Below are 18,797 nucleotides of genomic sequence, written 5' to 3'. Positions count from 1 at the left end.
AAGTAGCGATTTAGATCCCAGCTTGTCCCCCGTTTAGATCGTGCTCTGTTAACAAGATCTGATCTTATCTAAGTCTATGATCCAAAGAATAAAAAATGACTTATCTACAGATCAGGCCTTTACTAATAGTAGATCTAATAAAAGATCTTTAAAAAAAGATCTTATATATATATTTAAGAGATCTACCCTAGATCTAATTCTGATCTAAGCATTCCCTTCTTGCTTCGTAACCAGTAAAATGTCGCACCCTTTTGGGATTAAGCTGGTTTGAGGTAATAACAATGTTTTATAAACAACAATACGATGTCATCGTTATCGGTGGTGGTCATGCGGGCACCGAAGCCGCTGCTGCAGCTGCCCGTATGGGACAAAATACCTTATTGCTTACTCACAATATTGAGACCTTAGGTCAAATGTCTTGTAATCCAGCGATTGGTGGTATTGGCAAGGGGCATTTAGTTAAAGAAATTGACGCCCTTGGTGGCTTAATGGCCCAAGCAACCGATTTAGCTGGGATCCAATTTAGAACGCTTAATTCATCAAAAGGACCCGCTGTTCGAGCGACTCGTGCACAAGCTGATCGAGTACTTTACCGAGCAGCAATCAGAGAACGTTTAGAAAACCAGCCTAATCTCACGATCTTTCAGCAAGCCTGTGATGACCTGATTGTTGAAAATGATCAGGTAGTTGGTGTTGTTACCCAAATGGGAATGGAATTACGTGCACGCAGTGTTGTATTAACCGTAGGTACTTTTCTTGGCGGAATAATCCACATTGGTTTAAATAACCATGCTGGTGGTCGCGCAGGTGATCCACCGTCAATTGCTTTAGCCCAACGTTTACGTGAGTTACCATTACGTGTAGACCGTTTAAAAACGGGTACCCCCCCTCGTATTGACGCGCGCAGTATTGATTTTAACCTAATGCAGCCTCAACCAGGCGATAACCCTACCCCGGTATTTTCGTTCATTGGCAAACAAAGCGATCACCCTCAGCAGATCCCTTGTTACATCACTCATACCAATGAATCGACCCATGACATTATTCGCAACGGTTTAGATCGTAGCCCTATGTTTACTGGCGTTATTGAAGGTATAGGGCCACGTTACTGCCCGTCTATTGAAGATAAAGTTACGCGTTTTGCTGACAAAAACTCGCATCAAATCTTTATCGAACCGGAAGGCTTAACGACCCATGAGGTTTATCCAAATGGTATATCAACCAGTTTGCCATTTGATGTTCAAGTTGCTTTAGTTCATTCAATGAAAGGTTTAGAGAATGCCCATATTACTCGGCCTGGTTATGCCATTGAATATGACTTTTTTGACCCTAGAGATTTAAAACAAAGCCTAGAGAATAAATATTTGAAAGGTTTGTTCTTTGCAGGCCAAATTAACGGTACTACTGGCTATGAAGAAGCCGGCGCACAGGGCCTAATTGCAGGTGCCAATGCGGCATTGTATGCTCAAGGTAAAGAATCTTGGGCTCCTCGCCGCGATCAAGCTTACATGGGGGTAATGATTGATGACTTGGCTACCTTAGGCACCAAAGAACCCTACCGCATGTTTACTAGTCGTGCTGAATATCGTTTATTGTTACGTGAAGATAACGCCGATGTGCGCTTAACCGAGCAAGGCCGAGAGCTTGGTTTGGTGAACGATCACCGTTGGAAGTTATTCAGTGATAAACAAGAATCAGTAGAGTTAGAGCGTCAGCGCCTCAAAGATACTTGGGTGCATACTAATTCTAGTCAATTGGATCAACTTAATCCCTTGCTTAAAAATCCAATTACTCGCGAGCATTCTTTAGAAGAATTGATCCGTCGTCCCGAGTTAACTTATGAAAAATTAATGGTGATTGATGGCTTTGGGCCCGGCTTAGATCAGCAAGATGCTGCTGAGCAAGTTGAAATACAAATTAAATATGACGGCTACATTAAGCGCCAATTAGAAGAAATCAAGAAAACCCAAAAACACGAAAATACCTTATTGCCTATCGATTTAGATTTCTCAAAGATTAGTGGGCTATCGAACGAAGTTGTTGCTAAATTAACCAGTGCACGACCAGAAACTATTGGTAAAGCTGCTCGTATCTCTGGTATCACTCCTGCAGCGGTATCGTTGTTATTGGTTTATTTGAAAAAACACGACTTAGCACGTAAGTCGGCTTAGGATGATCGGGTGTTAAAATCTCGCTTACAGGGCTTATTAGCCCAAACGTCTTTGCAGCTCACTGAGCTACAAATATCTCAACTGGTCATGTTGGTAGAACAACTCGACAAGTGGAATAAAGCTTACAATCTTACTTCAGTAAGAGATCCTATGGAGATGATGGTAAAACATATCCTCGATAGTTTAGTGGTAAGCCCTCACTTACAGGGGGAACGCTTTATTGATGTAGGTACAGGCCCAGGGTTACCAGGCTTACCATTGGCTATTATCAACCCAGATAAACAATTTGTATTGTTAGACAGTTTAGGCAAGCGAATCACCTTTATTCGTCAGGTATGTCATCACTTAAAGCTTAAAAATGTTACCGCGGTGCAAAGTAGAGTAGAAAACTACCAACAAAACCTCGAATTTGATGGTGTAATAAGCAGAGCGTTCGCTTCTTTACAAGATATGCTTAGCTGGTGTTCTCACTTGCCAGCAAATAATGGTAAATTCTATGCTTTAAAAGGCCTAGTGCCAGAACAAGAGCTAGAAAACCTACCTGAAGGCTTAAAATTGCACAGTATCGAGAGTTTAACCGTTCCCGAACTTGAAGGTCAGCGTCATCTAGTTATTATTGATAAAAATAACCCTTAGGCGAAAATATTGTGGGTAGAGTAATTGCGGTAGCCAACCAGAAAGGTGGCGTTGGTAAAACAACAACCAGTGTAAATTTAGCGGCGTCTATGGCGGCGACTAAAAGAAAAGTGTTGTTAATTGACCTAGACCCACAAGGTAATGCCACCATGGGTAGTGGTGTAGATAAATACAGTGTGCCCAAAACAGCCTATGAATTGTTGATTGATGAAGAGCCTATTGAGCAGGTTGTAACCAAAGACACCAGCGGATTTTTTGATTTAATTGCGGCTAACTCAGATGTAACGGCTGCTGAAATAAAGTTAATGGAGTTTTTTGCTCGAGAAGTTCGCTTACGTACCGCTTTAGCGCCGGTGCGAGATTATTACGATTACATTTTTATCGACTGCCCCCCTTCATTAAATATGCTGACTGTAAATGCAATGGCTGCCGCCGATAGCGTGTTAGTACCTATGCAATGTGAGTATTATGCCTTAGAAGGGTTAACCGCCTTGGTTGATACCATCAGCAAGCTAGCGTCAGTGGTTAACCCTGATCTGCAAGTTGAAGGAATTTTGCGTACTATGTTTGATCCGCGTAATCGTTTATCTTCAGACGTTAGCGATCAGTTAAAGCAGCATTTTGGCAAAAAAGTATATCGTACGGTGATCCCGAGAAACGTACGTTTGGCCGAAGCCCCTAGCTTTGGTAAGCCAGCGATGTATTATGATAAAACATCAAACGGTTCTAAGGCTTATCTTGCCTTGGCCGGCGAGATAATTCGCCGCCATGAAGAAGAAACGCAAGCTGTGGTCGTGGATTAATGAATACGGATAAAGATATGACAGCGAGAAAACGCGGTTTAGGTAAAGGCTTAGATTTATTATTGAGTACGAGTAATAATGCTCGTCAACGCCAAGTCGAAGAAGATACTAAAGCTGATCATAACCAACAAACAGTAGACGATAATCGGGGTGAATTGCGTAAATTACCGATTGAATGGTTACGCCCCGGTAAGTACCAACCCCGAAAAGATATGTCTGCCGAAGCCTTAGAGGAGTTGGCTCACTCCATTGAGGCGCAAGGGGTTATCCAACCTATTGTGGTGCGCGAAGTGGGTGAAAACCAGTTTGAAATTATTGCCGGTGAGCGTCGTTGGCGTGCTTCTCAACAAATCCACTTACATGAAATTCCTTGTCTTGTAAAAAACGTTAGCGACGAGAATGCGGTTGCCATCGCCTTAATTGAAAATATTCAGCGCGAAGACCTTAATGCGATGGAAGAAGCTGTCGCGCTTGATCGTTTAATGAGTGAATTTGAACTCACTCATCAGCAAGTGGCTGAAGCAGTAGGTAAATCTCGTACCACTGTGACTAATTTGCTGCGCTTAAACGGCCTTGATGAAGATGTAAAAATATTGCTTGAACACGGTGATATAGAAATGGGCCATGCCCGTGCCTTGTTAGCATTAAGCGGTGAAACCCAAGCTGAAACCGCCCGTAATGTAGCAGCCAAGGGCTTAACGGTTCGCGATACTGAGAAATTAGTAAAAGCCGTTCTCAACCCCAAAGCGCCAAAACAAGCGGCTGAAGTTGACCCTGATATTAGTCGTTTAGAACAACGCATTAGCGAGCGCTTAGGCGCCGGTGTTAAAATTCAACAAAATAAAAAAGGGCAGGGAAAGTTAGTCATTGATTATACAAATCTCGATGAATTAGATGCTATTTTGGCGCTCTTCATCGATTCTGATGAAACTCTATAGTTTTTGTAAACTATTTATAATCATATTTCTTTGATCTTGATTACCTACATTTCACTTTAAAATGACCAAAAACATTGGTTTGTAACATAAAAATTAACAATAACCGCTATTTGTTTATATAAGCTGTTACAAATTGGTGACTTGGGCACCGCAACTGATTGCAAAACCGCACTTTCAACGTATAATCATTAGGCTTTTTCGCAAGCCTTTTTACCTATAACTAGGTAAAAGGTTAAATGTAAAAACTAGTAGAGGTCGAGAATGTCTGGGTCTTTAACAACAGAAGTACGTATCAAAGCGTTGTATTTTGTTATTTTTCAGACAGGGTTTGTCGCACTATTAACACTTAAGAGTGGTTTCTTTTTTGATAAAGAGGTGGCTGTATCGGTGTTAATCGGGGGTTTGATCTTTTTGCTACCTAATGCGTTGTTCACGTTGATGGCATTTATGTTTGTCGGCGCTAGACATCAAAAATACGTAGTATTAAGTTTTTATCTCGGAGAGGTCGTAAAACTATCTCTTACAGCCATTTTGTTCATACTGGTATTTGCCTTGCTTGATATAGAGCCTCTGGCACTATTGCTTGGTTTTATACTCAGTACATTGACGCAATGGACTGCCTCTATTTTTCTTAGTAACAAAAATAGGATGATAAATGGCTGCTGAAGGTAACGTTTCAGGCTATATCCAGCACCACCTGACAAACGCGCAAATGTGTATGGCCGACGATGGCGGTTTTGCATTTAATCACGCTTGTCATGATGCAGGGTTCTGGACTTGGCACATTGATTCACTCCTGTTTTCAGTTGGCTTGGGAGCTTTGTTCTTATTTTTATTTTATAGAGCAGGGCAAAAGGCAACAACTGGCGTACCTGGCAAATTTCAATGTTTTGTTGAAATGATGGTTGAGTTTGTTGATGGGGCGGTACGTGATGCCTTCCATCGCACTGACCGTGTTATTGCGCCTATTGGTTTAACCATCTTCGTGTGGATCTTCCTCATGAACTTGATGGATTTAATCCCTGTTGACTTTATACCCCACGTCGCCGGACTTATGGGCGCTGAGTACTTTAAAATTGTACCGACTACTGATTTGAACATCACCTTTGGCATGGCCATTGCTGTGTTTGGACTTATCATTTTCTACAGTATTAAAGTGAAAGGTGTTAAAGGGTTTACTAAAGAGCTTACGCTTCAACCTTTTAACCATTGGGCTTTTATTCCTTTTAACTTCTTATTGGAATCGGTCACTTTATTGGCCAAGCCATTTTCGCTCGCTTTGCGTTTGTTCGGTAACCTGTATGCAGGTGAATTGATCTTTATTCTTATTGCCGCACTTGTTCCTTTATGGGCTCAATGGACCTTATCTGTTCCATGGGCAATTTTCCATATTCTGGTCATTGTGCTTCAGGCGTTTATTTTCATGATGCTAACGATAGTTTATCTAGCTTTAGCCCATGAAGATCACTAATTAAGTTTAATAAAAACTGTTTTAACCTAATAAATACTATTTGGAGAATTTCATGGAAACTGTTGTTGGTTTTACTATTATCGCTGTTGCAATCATGCTGAGCATGGCCGCTCTTGGTACTGCTATCGGTTTTGCACTGTTAGGTGGTAAATTGTTAGAAGCATCAGCCCGCCAACCAGAGCTAGCCCCTGCACTACAAACTAAAATGTTTATTATTGCTGGTCTACTAGATGCGATCTCAATGATTGCTGTGGGTATCGCGTTATTCTTCGTATTCGCTAACCCGTTTGTTGCCTTGTTAGGTTAATCCTTCGATACCTAACAAATAGGGAGGTGTCGTTGTGAATATCAATGCAACCATGTTTGGACAAGCGATATCGTTCGCGATTTTTTGTTGGTTCTGCGTTAAATACGTATGGCCACCATTAATCGACGCGATTGAAGCTCGTCAAAAGAAAATTGCGGATGGTTTAGCTGACGCTGAACGTGCCGGTAAAGATCTTCAATTAGCTCAAGCTAAAGCTTCAGAGCAAATGAAAGATGCTAAATCGGAAGCTGCTGTGATTGTTGAGCAAGCTAATAAGCGCAAAATTCAAATCATCGACGAAGCAAAAGAGTTGGCTAATCTAGAGCGTGAGAAAATTCTTGCTCAAGGTAATGCTGAAGTTGAAGCAGAACGTAATCGTGCTCGTGAAGAGTTACGTGCACAAGTCGCTGCTTTAGCCATCGCTGGCGCTGAGAAAATTCTTGAGCGTTCAATCGACAAAGAAGCCAACAAGCATATTGTTGATAAGCTAGTCGCTGAGCTGAAATAAGGGATAAAAGGTAGAGCTTATGGCTGATTTAACCACCATTGCTCGTCCCTACGCTAAAGCTGCGTTTGATTTTGCCGTTGAGCATAAAGCCTTAGATGAGTGGACTGAAATGTTAGCATTTGTTGCCGAAGTGGCTGCGAACGAACATATTTCTGTGCAACTGAAAAAGGAATCGGCGAGTACATTGGTAGATTTATTTACCAAAGTATGTGCTGAACAGCTTAACGAGCATGGCCTTAACCTCATAAAGTTAATGGCTGAGAATGCACGTTTAGATGCGTTGCCTGCTGTGTTAGCAATGTTTCTGGAGTATAAGGCCGAATTGGCTAAAGAAATAACAGCTGATGTTGTTTCTGCTACAGAATTAGATGCGGCGCAGCAAGCGCAAATTAGTGCTTCCTTGGAACAGCGTTTATCACGCAAAGTGAAGCTTAACTGTAGTGTTGATGCCTCACTAATGGCTGGTGTGATTATTCACGCTGGTGATTTGGTGATTGATGGCTCTGTTAAAGGGCAATTGGCAAAACTATCCGACGCACTGCAAGCGTAATTGGGGAATAGAGTATGCAACTGAATTCCACTGAAATAAGCGAACTGATCAAGCAAAGAATTGAACAGTTTGAAGTTGTCAGTGAAGCTCGTAACGAAGGTACTATCGTTTCTGTAAGTGATGGTATTATTCGAATTAATGGTCTTGCTGATGTAATGCAAGGCGAGATGATTGAGCTTCCTGGTAGTCGTTATGCTATCGCATTAAACCTAGAGCGTGATTCTGTAGGTGCGGTAGTAATGGGCCCTTACACCGATTTGGCTGAGGGCGACAAAGTTAAAAGTTCTGGTCGTATTTTGGAAGTTCCTGTAGGTCGTGGCCTACTTGGACGTGTACTAAATACACTAGGCGAACCTATTGACGGTAAAGGCGCGGTTGACAACGATGGCTTCTCGCCAATCGAAGTGATTGCACCCGGCGTAATGGAACGTAAATCGGTAGATAAACCTGTGCAAACAGGGATTAAAGCGATTGACTCAATGATTCCAATCGGCCGTGGTCAACGTGAGTTGATTATTGGTGACCGTCAGATCGGTAAAACAGCTATCGCTGTTGATACCATCATTAACCAAAAAAGTTCTGGCATTAAGTGTGTGTATGTTGCTATTGGCCAAAAAGCTTCAACTATTTCGAACGTAGTTCGTAAGTTAGAAGAATATGGCGCAATGGAATACACCACGATTGTTGCAGCATCTGCTTCAGATTCAGCCGCACTACAATACCTAGCGCCTTATGCGGGTTGTACGATGGGTGAATACTACCGTGACCGCGGTGAAGATGCGTTAATCATCTATGATGATTTATCTAAGCAAGCTGTAGCTTACCGTCAAATTTCGTTGTTGCTACGTCGACCACCTGGTCGTGAAGCTTACCCTGGTGATGTTTTCTACCTTCACTCTCGTCTACTAGAGCGCGCGTCTCAAGTTAACGAAAAGTACGTAGAAGAGTTCACTAAAGGTGAAGTTAAAGGCCAATCAGGTTCATTAACGGCATTGCCGATTATTGAAACTCAAGCCGGTGACGTATCAGCGTTCGTACCTACCAACGTAATTTCGATTACCGATGGTCAAATCTTCCTAACAGGCCAGTTGTTTAACTCTGGTACTCGTCCGGCGGTTGACCCAGGTATTTCGGTATCGCGTGTTGGTGGTGCTGCGCAAACTAAGATTATTAAGAAACTGTCTGGTGGTATTCGTACCGCACTGGCGCAATACCGTGAATTAGCGGCCTTTGCTCAGTTTGCCTCTGACTTAGACGATGTAACCCGTAAGCAGTTAGACCACGGCCAAAAAGTAACAGAGTTAATGAAGCAGAAGCAATTCAGCCCATTATCAGTTGCTGAACAGGCCTTGGGTTTATACGCAGCGGAAAAAGGTTTCTTAGCGGACGTAGAAATTAACAAAATTGTTGATTTTGAAACCGCGTTGCTAGCTTACGCTAACAACGAGTATGCCGATCTATTGGCGTCTATAAACGAGAAAGGCGATTACAACGACGAGATTGATGCTTCGATTAAAGGCTTAATTGAAAGCTTTAAATCAACGCAATCTTGGTAATCAAACCTGACTAATAGGAGCGAATAGATATGGCCGGCGCTAAAGAAATTAAAGGTAAAATGGGTAGTGTTAAAAACACTCAAAAAATTACCAAAGCGATGGAGATGGTTGCAGCGAGTAAAATGCGTCGTTCTCAGGACAGCATGGAAAGCAGCCGCCCCTACGCAGTAGCTATGCGCAAAGTAATTGGTCATATCGCGCTTGGTAAACTCGAATATAAGCATCCGTATGCTATAGAAAGAGAAACCAAGCGTGTTGGTTATATCGTGGTATCTACTGACCGCGGGTTATGTGGCGGCTTGAACATTAATTTGTTCAAAAAAGTTGTTACAGACATGCAGCAGTGGAAAGAAAAAGGTGTAGACGCCGACTTAGCCGTTATTGGCGGAAAAGCGACAGCCTTTTTTAATAGCCACGGTGGTAATGTGGTAGCTCAAAATTCGGGTTTGGGTGATGACCCAACCGTTGAAGAGCTTATCGGTACCGTAAAAGTGATGCTTGAAGCCTACGATGAAGGCAAATTGGATCGCATTTATGTGGTGTATAACCATTTTGTTAACACCATGGTACAAGAACCAACAATGGACCAGTTATTGCCGCTGCCTAAAGCAGATGACCCAGAAATTGCGTCTCGCAGTTGGGATTATTTATACGAACCAAGTGCCGAAGAAATACTCGACGGTTTACTGGTTCGTTATATCGAATCTCAAGTTTATCAAGGTGTGGTAGAAAACCTAGCTTGTGAACAAGCTGCACGAATGGTTGCAATGAAAGCGGCAACCGACAATGCGGGTAATTTGATTGACGAACTTCAGTTGATATACAACAAAGAGCGTCAAGCAGCAATTACTCAAGAATTGAGCGAAATTTCTGCGGGAGCTGCAGCCGTTTAAGGCAAGGCATTAAGCAAAATATTTAGAGGAATCAACATGAGTAACGGTAACATCGTCCAAGTAATTGGCGCTGTTGTGGACGTTGAATTTCCACATGACAGTGTACCTAAGGTATACAATGCTCTAGAAGTTCAAGGCGAAGACTTAGTTCTTGAAGTTCAACAGCAAATCGGTGGTGGTGTAGTTCGTTGTATCTGTATGGGTGCATCGGAAGGCATACGTCGTGGTCTAGAAGTGGTTGATACTGGCGACGCGATTAAAGTACCAGTGGGTGAAGCCACCCTTGGTCGCATTATGAACGTACTAGGTCATAGTATTGATCACAAAGGTGATATTGCGACTGAAGATCGCTATAAAATTCACCGCCCTGCTCCTACCTATGAAGAGCAAGCCACCTCTAACGAATTGTTAGAAACAGGCGTAAAAGTTATCGACTTAATTTGTCCATTCGCTAAGGGTGGTAAAATTGGTCTGTTCGGTGGTGCCGGTGTAGGTAAAACCGTAAACATGATGGAGTTGATCAACAACATCGCTAAAGCACACTCAGGTTTATCTGTGTTTGCTGGTGTTGGTGAGCGTACTCGTGAAGGTAATGACTTCTACTACGAGATGGAAGAAGCTGGGGTACTTGATAAAGTAGCCATGGTTTATGGTCAGATGAACGAGCCACCAGGAAACCGTTTACGCGTAGCGTTAACCGGTTTGACTATGGCTGAGAAGTTCCGTGACGAAGGTAAAGACGTACTGTTGTTTATTGACAACATTTATCGTTACACCTTGGCCGGTACTGAAGTATCTGCACTATTAGGCCGTATGCCTTCAGCGGTAGGTTACCAGCCAACATTGGCTGAAGAAATGGGTGTTCTTCAAGAACGTATTACATCTACTAAGCTAGGCTCGATTACTTCGATTCAAGCGGTATATGTACCTGCGGATGACTTGACGGATCCATCTCCAGCAACCACCTTCGCTCACTTGGATGCAACGGTGACACTAAACCGTAGTATTGCGGCTATGGGTTTATACCCTGCGATTGACCCATTGGACTCAAACTCTCGTCAGTTAGATCCATTGATTGTTGGTCAAGAGCACTATGAAGTAGCTCGTGGCGTACAAGGTTTATTGCAACGCTATAAAGAATTGAAAGATATTATTGCGATTCTAGGTATGGATGAATTGTCTGAAGAAGACAAACAAACCGTAGCTCGTGCGCGTAAGATTGAGAAATTCTTAACTCAAGATTATCACGTAGCCGAAGTATTCACTGGTAACCCAGGTAAGCTTATTGCGCTTAAAGATACTATTCGTAGCTTTAAAGGTCTATTGGCTGGCGATTACGATGATATTCCAGAGCAAGCGTTCTTGTATGCAGGCGATATTGATGACGTGCTTGAGCGCGCCAAAAATATGTAAGTATCGCCAATAGGCGTAACAGGAGGCTACAATGGCAGCGATGACAGTTCACTTGGATGTGGTTAGCGCCGAAGAGAAAATATTCTCGGGTCGCGTTGAGCATTTACGAGTAACCGGTGAAGAGGGTGAGTTAGGGGTGTTACATGGTCACGCCCCTCTGCTAACCCCAATTAAGCCTGGTATGGTTCGCATGGTAAAACAGCACGGTCACGAAGAGGTGATTTACATCTCGGGTGGTTTCTTGGAAGTACAACCAGGAAATGTAACCGTACTGGCTGATACCGCGATTCGAGGCAACGAGCTCGATAAAGCCAAGGCCCAACAAGCTAAACAAGCTGCAGAGGAAAGCATTAGCAATCCGAGCAACGATGTTGATTTCGCGAAAGCTCAAGTTGAATTAGCCAAAGCGATGGCGCAACTTCAAGTTATCGAGATTCTCGGAAAAAACATCCGATAGGTTTAGTTTGAGAATAAAAAGGCGCTCCCAGAGCGCCTTTTTTGTCTTTAAAAAGTGATGGAGCTATCAACAAAAAGTAATACTAAAAACGCTACCATTCGTCTACTACATACAGTTAGTTAATTATGCTTAACTAGTGTAATGAGATAATTATTAAGTCGTTGAGCGTTGATTTAACGACACACAAAGCAAAGGGTGAATATGGCAACTATTGCGCCATTAAATCAGGCAAACAAAGCGCTACTATCAGAGCGTATTCAAGGCTTGGTTAAAGCTTTGTCTGCGGGTATCTACGAGCGTGAAGAAAGCTTTAAGTTATGTTTATTAGCGGCCTTAGCGGGCGAAAGCGTTTTTTTACTCGGCCCGCCTGGCATTGCCAAAAGTATGATTGCCAAACGCTTAGTGAAAGCCTTTGAAAGCCAAAGCTTTTTTGATTATTTAATGACCCGCTTCTCTACCCCAGAAGAAGTGTTTGGCCCGCTGTCTATTCAAGAACTAAAAGATAATGGTAAATACGTGCGCTTAACTGAAGGTTATTTGCCAACCGCGCATATCGTATTTCTTGATGAGATTTGGAAAGCTGGCCCCGCTATTCTAAATACGCTACTGACAGTGGTGAATGAACGCACTTTTCGAAATGGCAATGAGAACCTATCGGTACCGATGCGCCTGTTGATTTCGGCATCTAACGAATTGCCTGAAGAAGATAGCGGATTAGAAGCACTATACGACCGTATGTTACTGCGGGTATTTGTTAACCGTATTCAACATAAAGATAATTTTAGAGCCTTGCTGTTAGACAACCAAAGCTTACAAGATATTCCAGAACACCTAGTGATTAAAGATATCGAATACCAAACATGGCAAAGTCAAATTAGCCAAGTCAGCATGAGCGATAGTGTATTTGAGAAAATGTACCTAATAAAAGGTCTGATTGAACAAGGCTCACCCTTAGCTGATGTAGATGGCAATATTGCAGACTTATATGTGTCTGATAGGCGCTGGAAAAAATCGGTACACCTGCTGCAAACCAGTGCATTTTTTAATGGTCGCTCCGAGATAAACCCGCTAGATTTATTGTTACTGCAAGACTGCTTGTGGCATAACCTCGACGACCGACAGTTTGTGCAAACCTGTATTCGCGATTATGCAATTAATCATGCTTTCGACCAACTGAAATTGAAAGAGTTAGCTGAGGGTGCTGAGCGCCATTATGCGGCAACGGTTGACGATATTTGCCAACAGCTCAAGGTGCAATTTAGTCATGATTCGGGCTTGCGCAAAGATCAGTATAAATATGACTTTAAAGATGCCAAGCGAATGCCAAACAAATTTGGCGCTGAGTTACTTAAACTGGTGGTCTTGCAAAGTAATTTGTCGGTGAGTGAAAAAGACAAAGGCGAAACGCGCTGGGTTTATGTTAATGCCGATGAATTCATTAAGAAAATTAAGAGCGGCAGCTGCGATATGATGGGCTTAATCAACCAAGGCTCAGAGCTCTGTCGTTTACAGTTTGAAATAGATATTAACCACCAGTTGGTCATTAAAGATATTGCCAATCGTCCATTATTATTGGGCTTAGCCAAACAACAACACCTAGATGAAAATTTAGTGAGTGGATGGCAGAGGCAAATAGATGGTGTGCTTGCTACTATTAAACAGGCAGAGTTTGAACTTAAACGTTGCCGCGGTCAGTTCCATAGTGCGCTACCGCATAACTTTATCGCTAATCAACTCCCTGAAGCGATAGAAACCAGTTTAATGGAGGTTGAGTTAATGGTCACAGGAGTCAGTGGGTTACTGGATAAACAGGCTTACAGAATGCGAAATATCAACGAGTTTTTTGGCTAAATCATGTTAGATAGCCTGCAATTTGGGGTTATGTTGGCTGAATCTGGCATGCTAGAGGAAGCGGTGCGTGAAGTGATGATGCGCCCTCAGTTAATGATGATTGCCGAATCTAGCCCCGGCATTCAAACTTCCATGAAAAACCAAGTGAGCAAATGGAAAAGCCAAATTCGTTCACAGCTTGGTCAGGTGACTATCGAAGAAAAATTTGCCGAGGAAATAGCCTTATATCAACAATCCATTGAGTTAGATAGCGCAGCATTTGTTCAACAAGTTGATGATTTACTGATTCAGTTAAGTGTGTGTTCAGCCTTCTACCATAAAGCCAATGAATTAGCCGCTCACCCGCATCATCGCTATAGCCCAATGTTTCAGAGTTACTTTTGTAACCAGTGGTTTGAAAGTATCGCCCAAGAGCTAAATCAAGCTCAACTCAATGAATTGAAACAGCATAAACAAGCCTTGTTGGCCGATCTTTATCAGCGGGTAGATACCTTAAAGGCGATGCCTGAAATGACCGAATCTGGTGATTCGAGTAAGTTAGGCCGTTTATGGGATATGGCGGCGGCAAAGCTGAGCAAAAACGAAGTTAATCTCTTACAACAGTTTGCCGTTTTTTTAAAAGGACAAAAAGGCCTACAAAAAATAGCGGAACAGTTAGGCCGAATGGCTGACCAAGTCATTGACCCCAATAGTAGTAATACCCCGGTAGAAGAAACCCAACTGGTCGAAGAGCAACTTGAGCAAGTTACCGACGATATTGTTGGTATTCATGAAGGTGATGATCTCGCCAAATTATTACCCAACGAAACCATGTTTTTAGCCTACCCTGAGCTAGAAGTGATTTTCTATAAACACCTGGTCGATCATCAATTATTGAATTACCAGATGAAGGGGAAGCAACGTAAGTTACGTAAAGTAAAAACCTACAAAAAAGCCGCGGAACAAACCATGTTAGATAAAGGGCCGTTTATTCTTGCCATCGATAGCTCGGGTTCGATGGAGGGGTTTCCGGAAAAGTGTGCCAAAGCGATGGCTTATGGTTTGATGCAAATTGCTTTAGCTGAAGAGAGAGACTGTTATGTCATTATGTTCTCTACCGAGCTGATTACCTATGAACTCACCAAAAAAGATGGTTTACGTGAAGTACTCAATTTTCTTGCTTACAGTTTTCATGGTGGCACCGACATGCCATCAGCGCTGGAGAAAGCGATTGAGCAAATGTTAGATGATAAATATAAAAATGCAGACTTAGTGGTGTTGTCAGATTTTATTGCACCAGCGCCACCAGCGGCCTTATTGACCAAGATTGAACAACTTAAAGCACAAAAAAATCGCTTTCATGCCTTAAATTTGTCCAACTATGGAAATCCACAGTTAATGGAGATTTTTGACCATCTCTGGGATTACACCCGTTCACCCATCCAACGTCTGTTTAAACGTTAATTCCAAAGCAGTACCGTTTGGCTTACACTTGTTTGATATATCGAATGGGTGTGGCTAACTGGGAATATTTAGCCTTAAAAAAGGAAAAGAAATGAATTTTAGTGTCGTGATTTTAGCTGCCGGTAAAGGAACAAGGATGCGTTCAACTTTGCCTAAGGTGCTGCACAAATTAGCCGATAAGCCGATGGTGCAACATGTTATCGATACCGCTAAAAAGCTAAAACCAGAAGCGGTTCATTTAATTTATGGTCATGGTGGCGAGTTGATTCAACAGCAAATCCAAGATCCCAGCCTAAATTGGATAGAACAAGCAGAACAGCTAGGCACGGGGCACGCTATGCAACAAGCGGCACCTCATTTTGCGCCTGACCAAGCGGTAGTGATGTTATATGGTGATACGCCATTAATTAGTGAGCAGACTATTCAACGCTTAATTGAAGCGTTGCCAGAAGGGGGGATTGGTTTATTAACAGTCGATCAAGCTGACCCAACAGGTTATGGCCGAATTATTCGACAAAATGGCAGTGTTGCCGCCATTGTAGAACATAAAGATGCCAACGCTGAGCAACTGGCTATTACTGAAGTAAACACCGGCGTGTTGGTTGCCAATAGCAATGATTTTAACCGCTGGTTAGCTAACTTGAGTAACGATAATGCTCAGGGTGAATACTACGTTACCGACATTATCGAAATGGCGACTAACGAGGGAAATATAGTACAAGCGGTTCAACCTGACTCAATTTTTGAAGTACAAGGGGTTAACGACCGTGTACAACTGAATGGTTTAGAACGTGCTTACCAAAAAGCCCAAGCTGAAAGCCTTCTGCGCGAAGGGCTTAGCCTTGCTGATGCTAATCGCTTCGATTTACGTGGTGAACTAAGCATTGGTAGCGATTGTTTCATCGACATAAACGCTATCATCAAGGGTAAAGTTACCATTGGTAACAACGTAACCATTGAAGCCAATTGTATTTTGATTGATTGTGAAATTGGTGACAATGTAACCATTAAAGCCAATAGCATTATTGAGCAAGCCAGTTTAGCCGCTGATGCTTCTGCGGGTCCATTTGCCCGGCTACGCCCTGGCGCAAAGCTTGAGCAAGATGCCCATGTGGGCAACTTTGTAGAGATGAAAAAGTCTACATTAGGCAAAGGGTCTAAAGCGGGGCATTTAAGTTACCTAGGCGATACGACGGTAGGTGAATACGTTAATATTGGTGCTGGTACCATTACGTGTAACTATGATGGTGTGAATAAGTTTCAAACCATTATTGAAGATGGCGCATTTATTGGCAGCGATACACAGTTGGTTGCACCTGTTACAGTCGGTAAAAATGCTACCGTTGGTGCAGGTTCTACCATTACCAGTAATGTAGAAGCGGATACATTGGCTATTTCACGCACTAAACAACGTAGCCTAAGTGGTTGGCAGAGACCCGTTAAAAAATCTTAATGTGGTTGAAAGTTAAGCAAAAAGCGACCTTAGGTCGCTTTTTTTAGTTAAGCGCTTATTTTATCAAACCAAACAAAAGTTGAAGCTATAAACTAGCGCACATAATTCCTTATTTTTATTAGGTATAAATAAGCTTTTGCCTGTAGGGATAGATTATGAAAAACCAGTTTGAACATGCTTTGCCGAATAATGATGGATATTTTGGTGAGTATGGCGGCAGCTTTATTCCCCCTGAGTTGCAAACAGTAATGAACGAAATTACTCAGTCTTATCAAGAAATCCGCAAAGATCCTGAGTTTATCGCGGAGCTAACGCGTTTATACCAACAATACGTAGGCCGCCCTAGCCCGATTTTTCATGCCGAAAATCTTTCTAAAACCTATGGTTGTGACATTTACTTAAAACGTGAAGATTTAAACCATACCGGTGCTCACAAAATCAACCATTGTTTAGGCGAAGTACTGTTAGCTAAAAAAATGGGGAAAACTAAAGTTATCGCTGAAACAGGGGCTGGCCAACATGGGGTGGCACTGGCCACTGCTGCTGCCTTACTGGGTTTAGAGTGTGATATTCACATGGGTGAAGTCGATATTGCTAAAGAGCATCCTAACGTGGTTAGAATGCGCATACTAGGCGCCAAGGTTATCCCTGCAAGTCATGGTCGAAAAACTCTTAAAGAAGCTGTAGATAGCGCCTTTCAAGCGTATATGGCCGATCCTCATACTCAACTCTATGCCATTGGTTCTGTCGTTGGGCCACACCCGTTCCCAATGATGGTTAGAGATTTTCAGTCCATCATCGGTATTGAAGCGCGCGAGCAGTTTCAGCAGATGACCGGTAAATTGCCCGATAACCTAGTGGCGTGTGTTGGCGGTGGCTCAAATGCCATGGGCTTGTTTAGTGCCTTTTTAGAAGATGAAACTGTTGCAATGCATGGTTGTGAGCCAGCTGGCCGCAGTTTAGATGAAGTTGGTGAGCATGCGGCTACTTTAACTAAAGGTGAACCGGGTACCATGCATGGCTTCCACTCTTATATGTTAAAAGATGACCAAGGGGAGCCTCAGCAAGTTTACTCAGTAGCCAGTGGCTTAGATTATCCTTCGGTGGGGCCGCAACACGCCTATTTAAAAGATTTAGGGCGGGTGCAATATGGCGTGGTCAGCGATAAAGAAGCGATCGATGCGTTTTTTGAGTTATCACGCTTAGAAGGGATAATTCCAGCAATTGAATCTGCTCATGCTGTGGCACACGCCATTAACTTAGCCAAGCAAGGCATTAAAGGTTCTATGCTAATCAACCTATCGGGTCGAGGTGATAAAGATATCGACTTTGTGGTAGAAAACTATGGTGAGCAATACGGTATTGCCGATTTGCTATAGGAGGGAGGCCACAAGCTCAAGCTTGTGGCCCAGCCACTTAAAACTTATAAGCCACGTTAAGCATCGGGCCTTTATAATTGTATTTAAGGGTTGTGTCGCTCCAGTCTGCTTCTACTAGGTAATAGTTATAACCTAGCTCAACACTCCAGTTTGGATTGATACTATAAGAAACAGAGGCATTCAAATCGGCTAAATAGCCACTGGCTCCATCAATTTTTATATAGAAAAATTGAGTATGACCGCCAAAGATCCAATCTTCAGAGATATGGTAGTTTAACCATAAACCTACGTCTGGCAGCGGCGCAGTGGTTGATTCATCCACCACTTCTCCATCGGTATTGGCGCTATCACACGTAATGGTTCCGTTATTGTCTAAACAGCCGGCTATTTCTCCGCTAAAGCCCATCTCAATAAACATAATGTGTAAACCTAGCGAGCCACCTACTTCAAGCGCATCTGTTTTGTAAAAAGAATAACCGTAGCCTGCTCGTAGAATATCAATATCCATACGGGTATTTATTTTAGCGCCTACTACAATGCCTTTATCGGGATTATTAGGCAGTGTGTAGCCAAACGTGGATTTGGTTTCCGCCGCGCGATGTAAGCGTCGCCAGTCAGCATAAACAGCGTGGCGTTCATTGAATTTATAGCCGACCTCAAAGAACGGTAAGAACTGGTTTTCTTCAAGGTTTAAGGTGTCTTCAAAGTCTAAGTCGATATCTTGGTTATCGAAAGCCTTGGTTGAGATAGATGAATCAGTTTGCGCCCAAAAACCGCCTGCTTTTACCACCCATTCTCCAGCTATTGAAGAGGCACTAAATAGGCTGGTTAATATGGCGAGGCAAAGCCCTTGCTTGAATTTCATATACTGTCCTTGTTGCTGTTTGAAATAACGCTTGGCTATAGTTATTTCTCATTTGTCACCATCATTGTGAGCTAATTGTTAGTATAAGCGCTTAAACTTGATA

General features: G+C 42.6%; 18 protein-coding genes. 17 read left to right on the top strand and 1 reads right to left on the bottom strand.

Translation table 11 applies throughout. The features are described 5' to 3' along the window. Positions 1 to 281 precede the first annotated feature (281 nt). The 17 genes from mnmG (at position 282) to trpB (ending at position 17,829) form a co-directional block, all read left to right on the top strand. Positions 282 to 2,171: a tRNA uridine-5-carboxymethylaminomethyl(34) synthesis enzyme MnmG gene (gene mnmG, locus M0C34_RS20915; RefSeq protein ID WP_248713578.1), complete on the top strand. Its 1,890-nt coding sequence runs from the start codon at positions 282 to 284 to the stop codon at positions 2,169 to 2,171. A gap of 9 nt (positions 2,172 to 2,180) precedes the next feature. Beyond that, on the top strand, positions 2,181 to 2,807 hold the full coding sequence (gene rsmG, locus M0C34_RS20910; RefSeq protein ID WP_248713577.1) for a 16S rRNA (guanine(527)-N(7))-methyltransferase RsmG: 627 nt from the start codon (positions 2,181 to 2,183) through the stop codon (positions 2,805 to 2,807). An 11-nt stretch (positions 2,808 to 2,818) separates the two neighbouring features. After that, positions 2,819 to 3,610 carry a ParA family protein gene (locus tag M0C34_RS20905; RefSeq protein ID WP_248713576.1) on the top strand — a complete coding sequence of 264 codons (792 nt, stop codon included), beginning with the start codon at positions 2,819 to 2,821 and terminating at the stop codon, positions 3,608 to 3,610. Positions 3,611 to 3,627: 17 nt separating this feature from the next. Further along, a complete protein-coding gene (locus tag M0C34_RS20900) occupies positions 3,628 to 4,548 on the top strand; it encodes a ParB/RepB/Spo0J family partition protein (RefSeq protein WP_248713575.1) in 921 nt (306 codons plus the stop codon). Between the two features lie 261 nt (positions 4,549 to 4,809). Next, a complete protein-coding gene (locus M0C34_RS20895) occupies positions 4,810 to 5,214 on the top strand; it encodes an ATP synthase subunit I (protein WP_248713574.1) in 405 nt (134 codons plus the stop codon). Further along, entirely contained in the window at positions 5,204 to 6,019 is an 816-nt protein-coding gene (gene atpB, locus M0C34_RS20890; RefSeq protein ID WP_248713573.1) for a F0F1 ATP synthase subunit A, read from the top strand. The genes M0C34_RS20895 and atpB overlap by 11 nt, the downstream gene beginning before the upstream one ends. Before the next feature lie 52 nt (positions 6,020 to 6,071). After that, complete coding sequence (gene atpE / locus M0C34_RS20885; protein WP_137673530.1) at positions 6,072 to 6,326, top strand: F0F1 ATP synthase subunit C; 255 nt, start codon at positions 6,072 to 6,074, stop codon at positions 6,324 to 6,326. Between the two features lie 34 nt (positions 6,327 to 6,360). Beyond that, entirely contained in the window at positions 6,361 to 6,834 is a 474-nt protein-coding gene (atpF, locus tag M0C34_RS20880) for a F0F1 ATP synthase subunit B (protein WP_137673529.1), read from the top strand. A gap of 19 nt (positions 6,835 to 6,853) precedes the next feature. Then, positions 6,854 to 7,384, top strand: a complete 531-nt coding sequence (gene atpH / locus M0C34_RS20875; protein WP_248713572.1) for a F0F1 ATP synthase subunit delta — start codon at positions 6,854 to 6,856, stop codon at positions 7,382 to 7,384. Between the two features lie 14 nt (positions 7,385 to 7,398). Further along, the gene (gene atpA, locus M0C34_RS20870) at positions 7,399 to 8,940 is read left to right on the top strand and encodes a F0F1 ATP synthase subunit alpha (protein WP_248713571.1); all 1,542 of its coding nucleotides are present in this window, start codon (positions 7,399 to 7,401) and stop codon (positions 8,938 to 8,940) included. A 29-nt stretch (positions 8,941 to 8,969) separates the two neighbouring features. Continuing rightward, on the top strand, positions 8,970 to 9,833 hold the full coding sequence (atpG, locus tag M0C34_RS20865; protein ID WP_248713570.1) for a F0F1 ATP synthase subunit gamma: 864 nt from the start codon (positions 8,970 to 8,972) through the stop codon (positions 9,831 to 9,833). 36 nt (positions 9,834 to 9,869) lie between these two features. Further along, the gene (atpD, locus tag M0C34_RS20860; RefSeq protein ID WP_248713569.1) at positions 9,870 to 11,246 is read left to right on the top strand and encodes a F0F1 ATP synthase subunit beta; all 1,377 of its coding nucleotides are present in this window, start codon (positions 9,870 to 9,872) and stop codon (positions 11,244 to 11,246) included. Positions 11,247 to 11,277: 31 nt separating this feature from the next. Further along, positions 11,278 to 11,703, top strand: coding sequence for a F0F1 ATP synthase subunit epsilon (locus tag M0C34_RS20855; protein WP_248713568.1), 426 nt, complete (start codon positions 11,278 to 11,280; stop codon positions 11,701 to 11,703). Between the two features lie 201 nt (positions 11,704 to 11,904). Next, positions 11,905 to 13,554 carry an ATPase RavA domain-containing protein gene (locus tag M0C34_RS20850; protein ID WP_248713567.1) on the top strand — a complete coding sequence of 550 codons (1,650 nt, stop codon included), beginning with the start codon at positions 11,905 to 11,907 and terminating at the stop codon, positions 13,552 to 13,554. 3 nt (positions 13,555 to 13,557) lie between these two features. Further along, positions 13,558 to 14,997 (top strand): ATPase RavA stimulator ViaA, encoded by a 1,440-nt coding sequence (gene viaA / locus M0C34_RS20845; protein WP_248713566.1) that lies wholly within the window; start codon positions 13,558 to 13,560, stop codon positions 14,995 to 14,997. A 91-nt stretch (positions 14,998 to 15,088) separates the two neighbouring features. Further along, positions 15,089 to 16,450 carry a bifunctional UDP-N-acetylglucosamine diphosphorylase/glucosamine-1-phosphate N-acetyltransferase GlmU gene (glmU, locus tag M0C34_RS20840; protein WP_248713565.1) on the top strand — a complete coding sequence of 454 codons (1,362 nt, stop codon included), beginning with the start codon at positions 15,089 to 15,091 and terminating at the stop codon, positions 16,448 to 16,450. A 155-nt stretch (positions 16,451 to 16,605) separates the two neighbouring features. Then, on the top strand, positions 16,606 to 17,829 hold the full coding sequence (gene trpB, locus M0C34_RS20835; RefSeq protein ID WP_248713564.1) for a tryptophan synthase subunit beta: 1,224 nt from the start codon (positions 16,606 to 16,608) through the stop codon (positions 17,827 to 17,829). A 37-nt stretch (positions 17,830 to 17,866) separates the two neighbouring features. On the opposite strand, the gene M0C34_RS20830 is transcribed toward trpB, so the two are convergent. Further along, positions 17,867 to 18,694: a hypothetical protein gene (locus tag M0C34_RS20830; RefSeq protein WP_248713563.1), complete on the bottom strand. Its 828-nt coding sequence runs from the start codon at positions 18,692 to 18,694 to the stop codon at positions 17,867 to 17,869. Positions 18,695 to 18,797 lie beyond the last annotated feature (103 nt).

Source organism: Agarivorans sp. TSD2052 (assembly GCF_023238625.1).
GTDB lineage: Bacteria > Pseudomonadota > Gammaproteobacteria > Enterobacterales > Celerinatantimonadaceae > Agarivorans.
The sequence above is the reverse complement of the archived record's forward strand: the minus strand, read 5'-3'. Positions and strand labels throughout refer to the sequence as shown.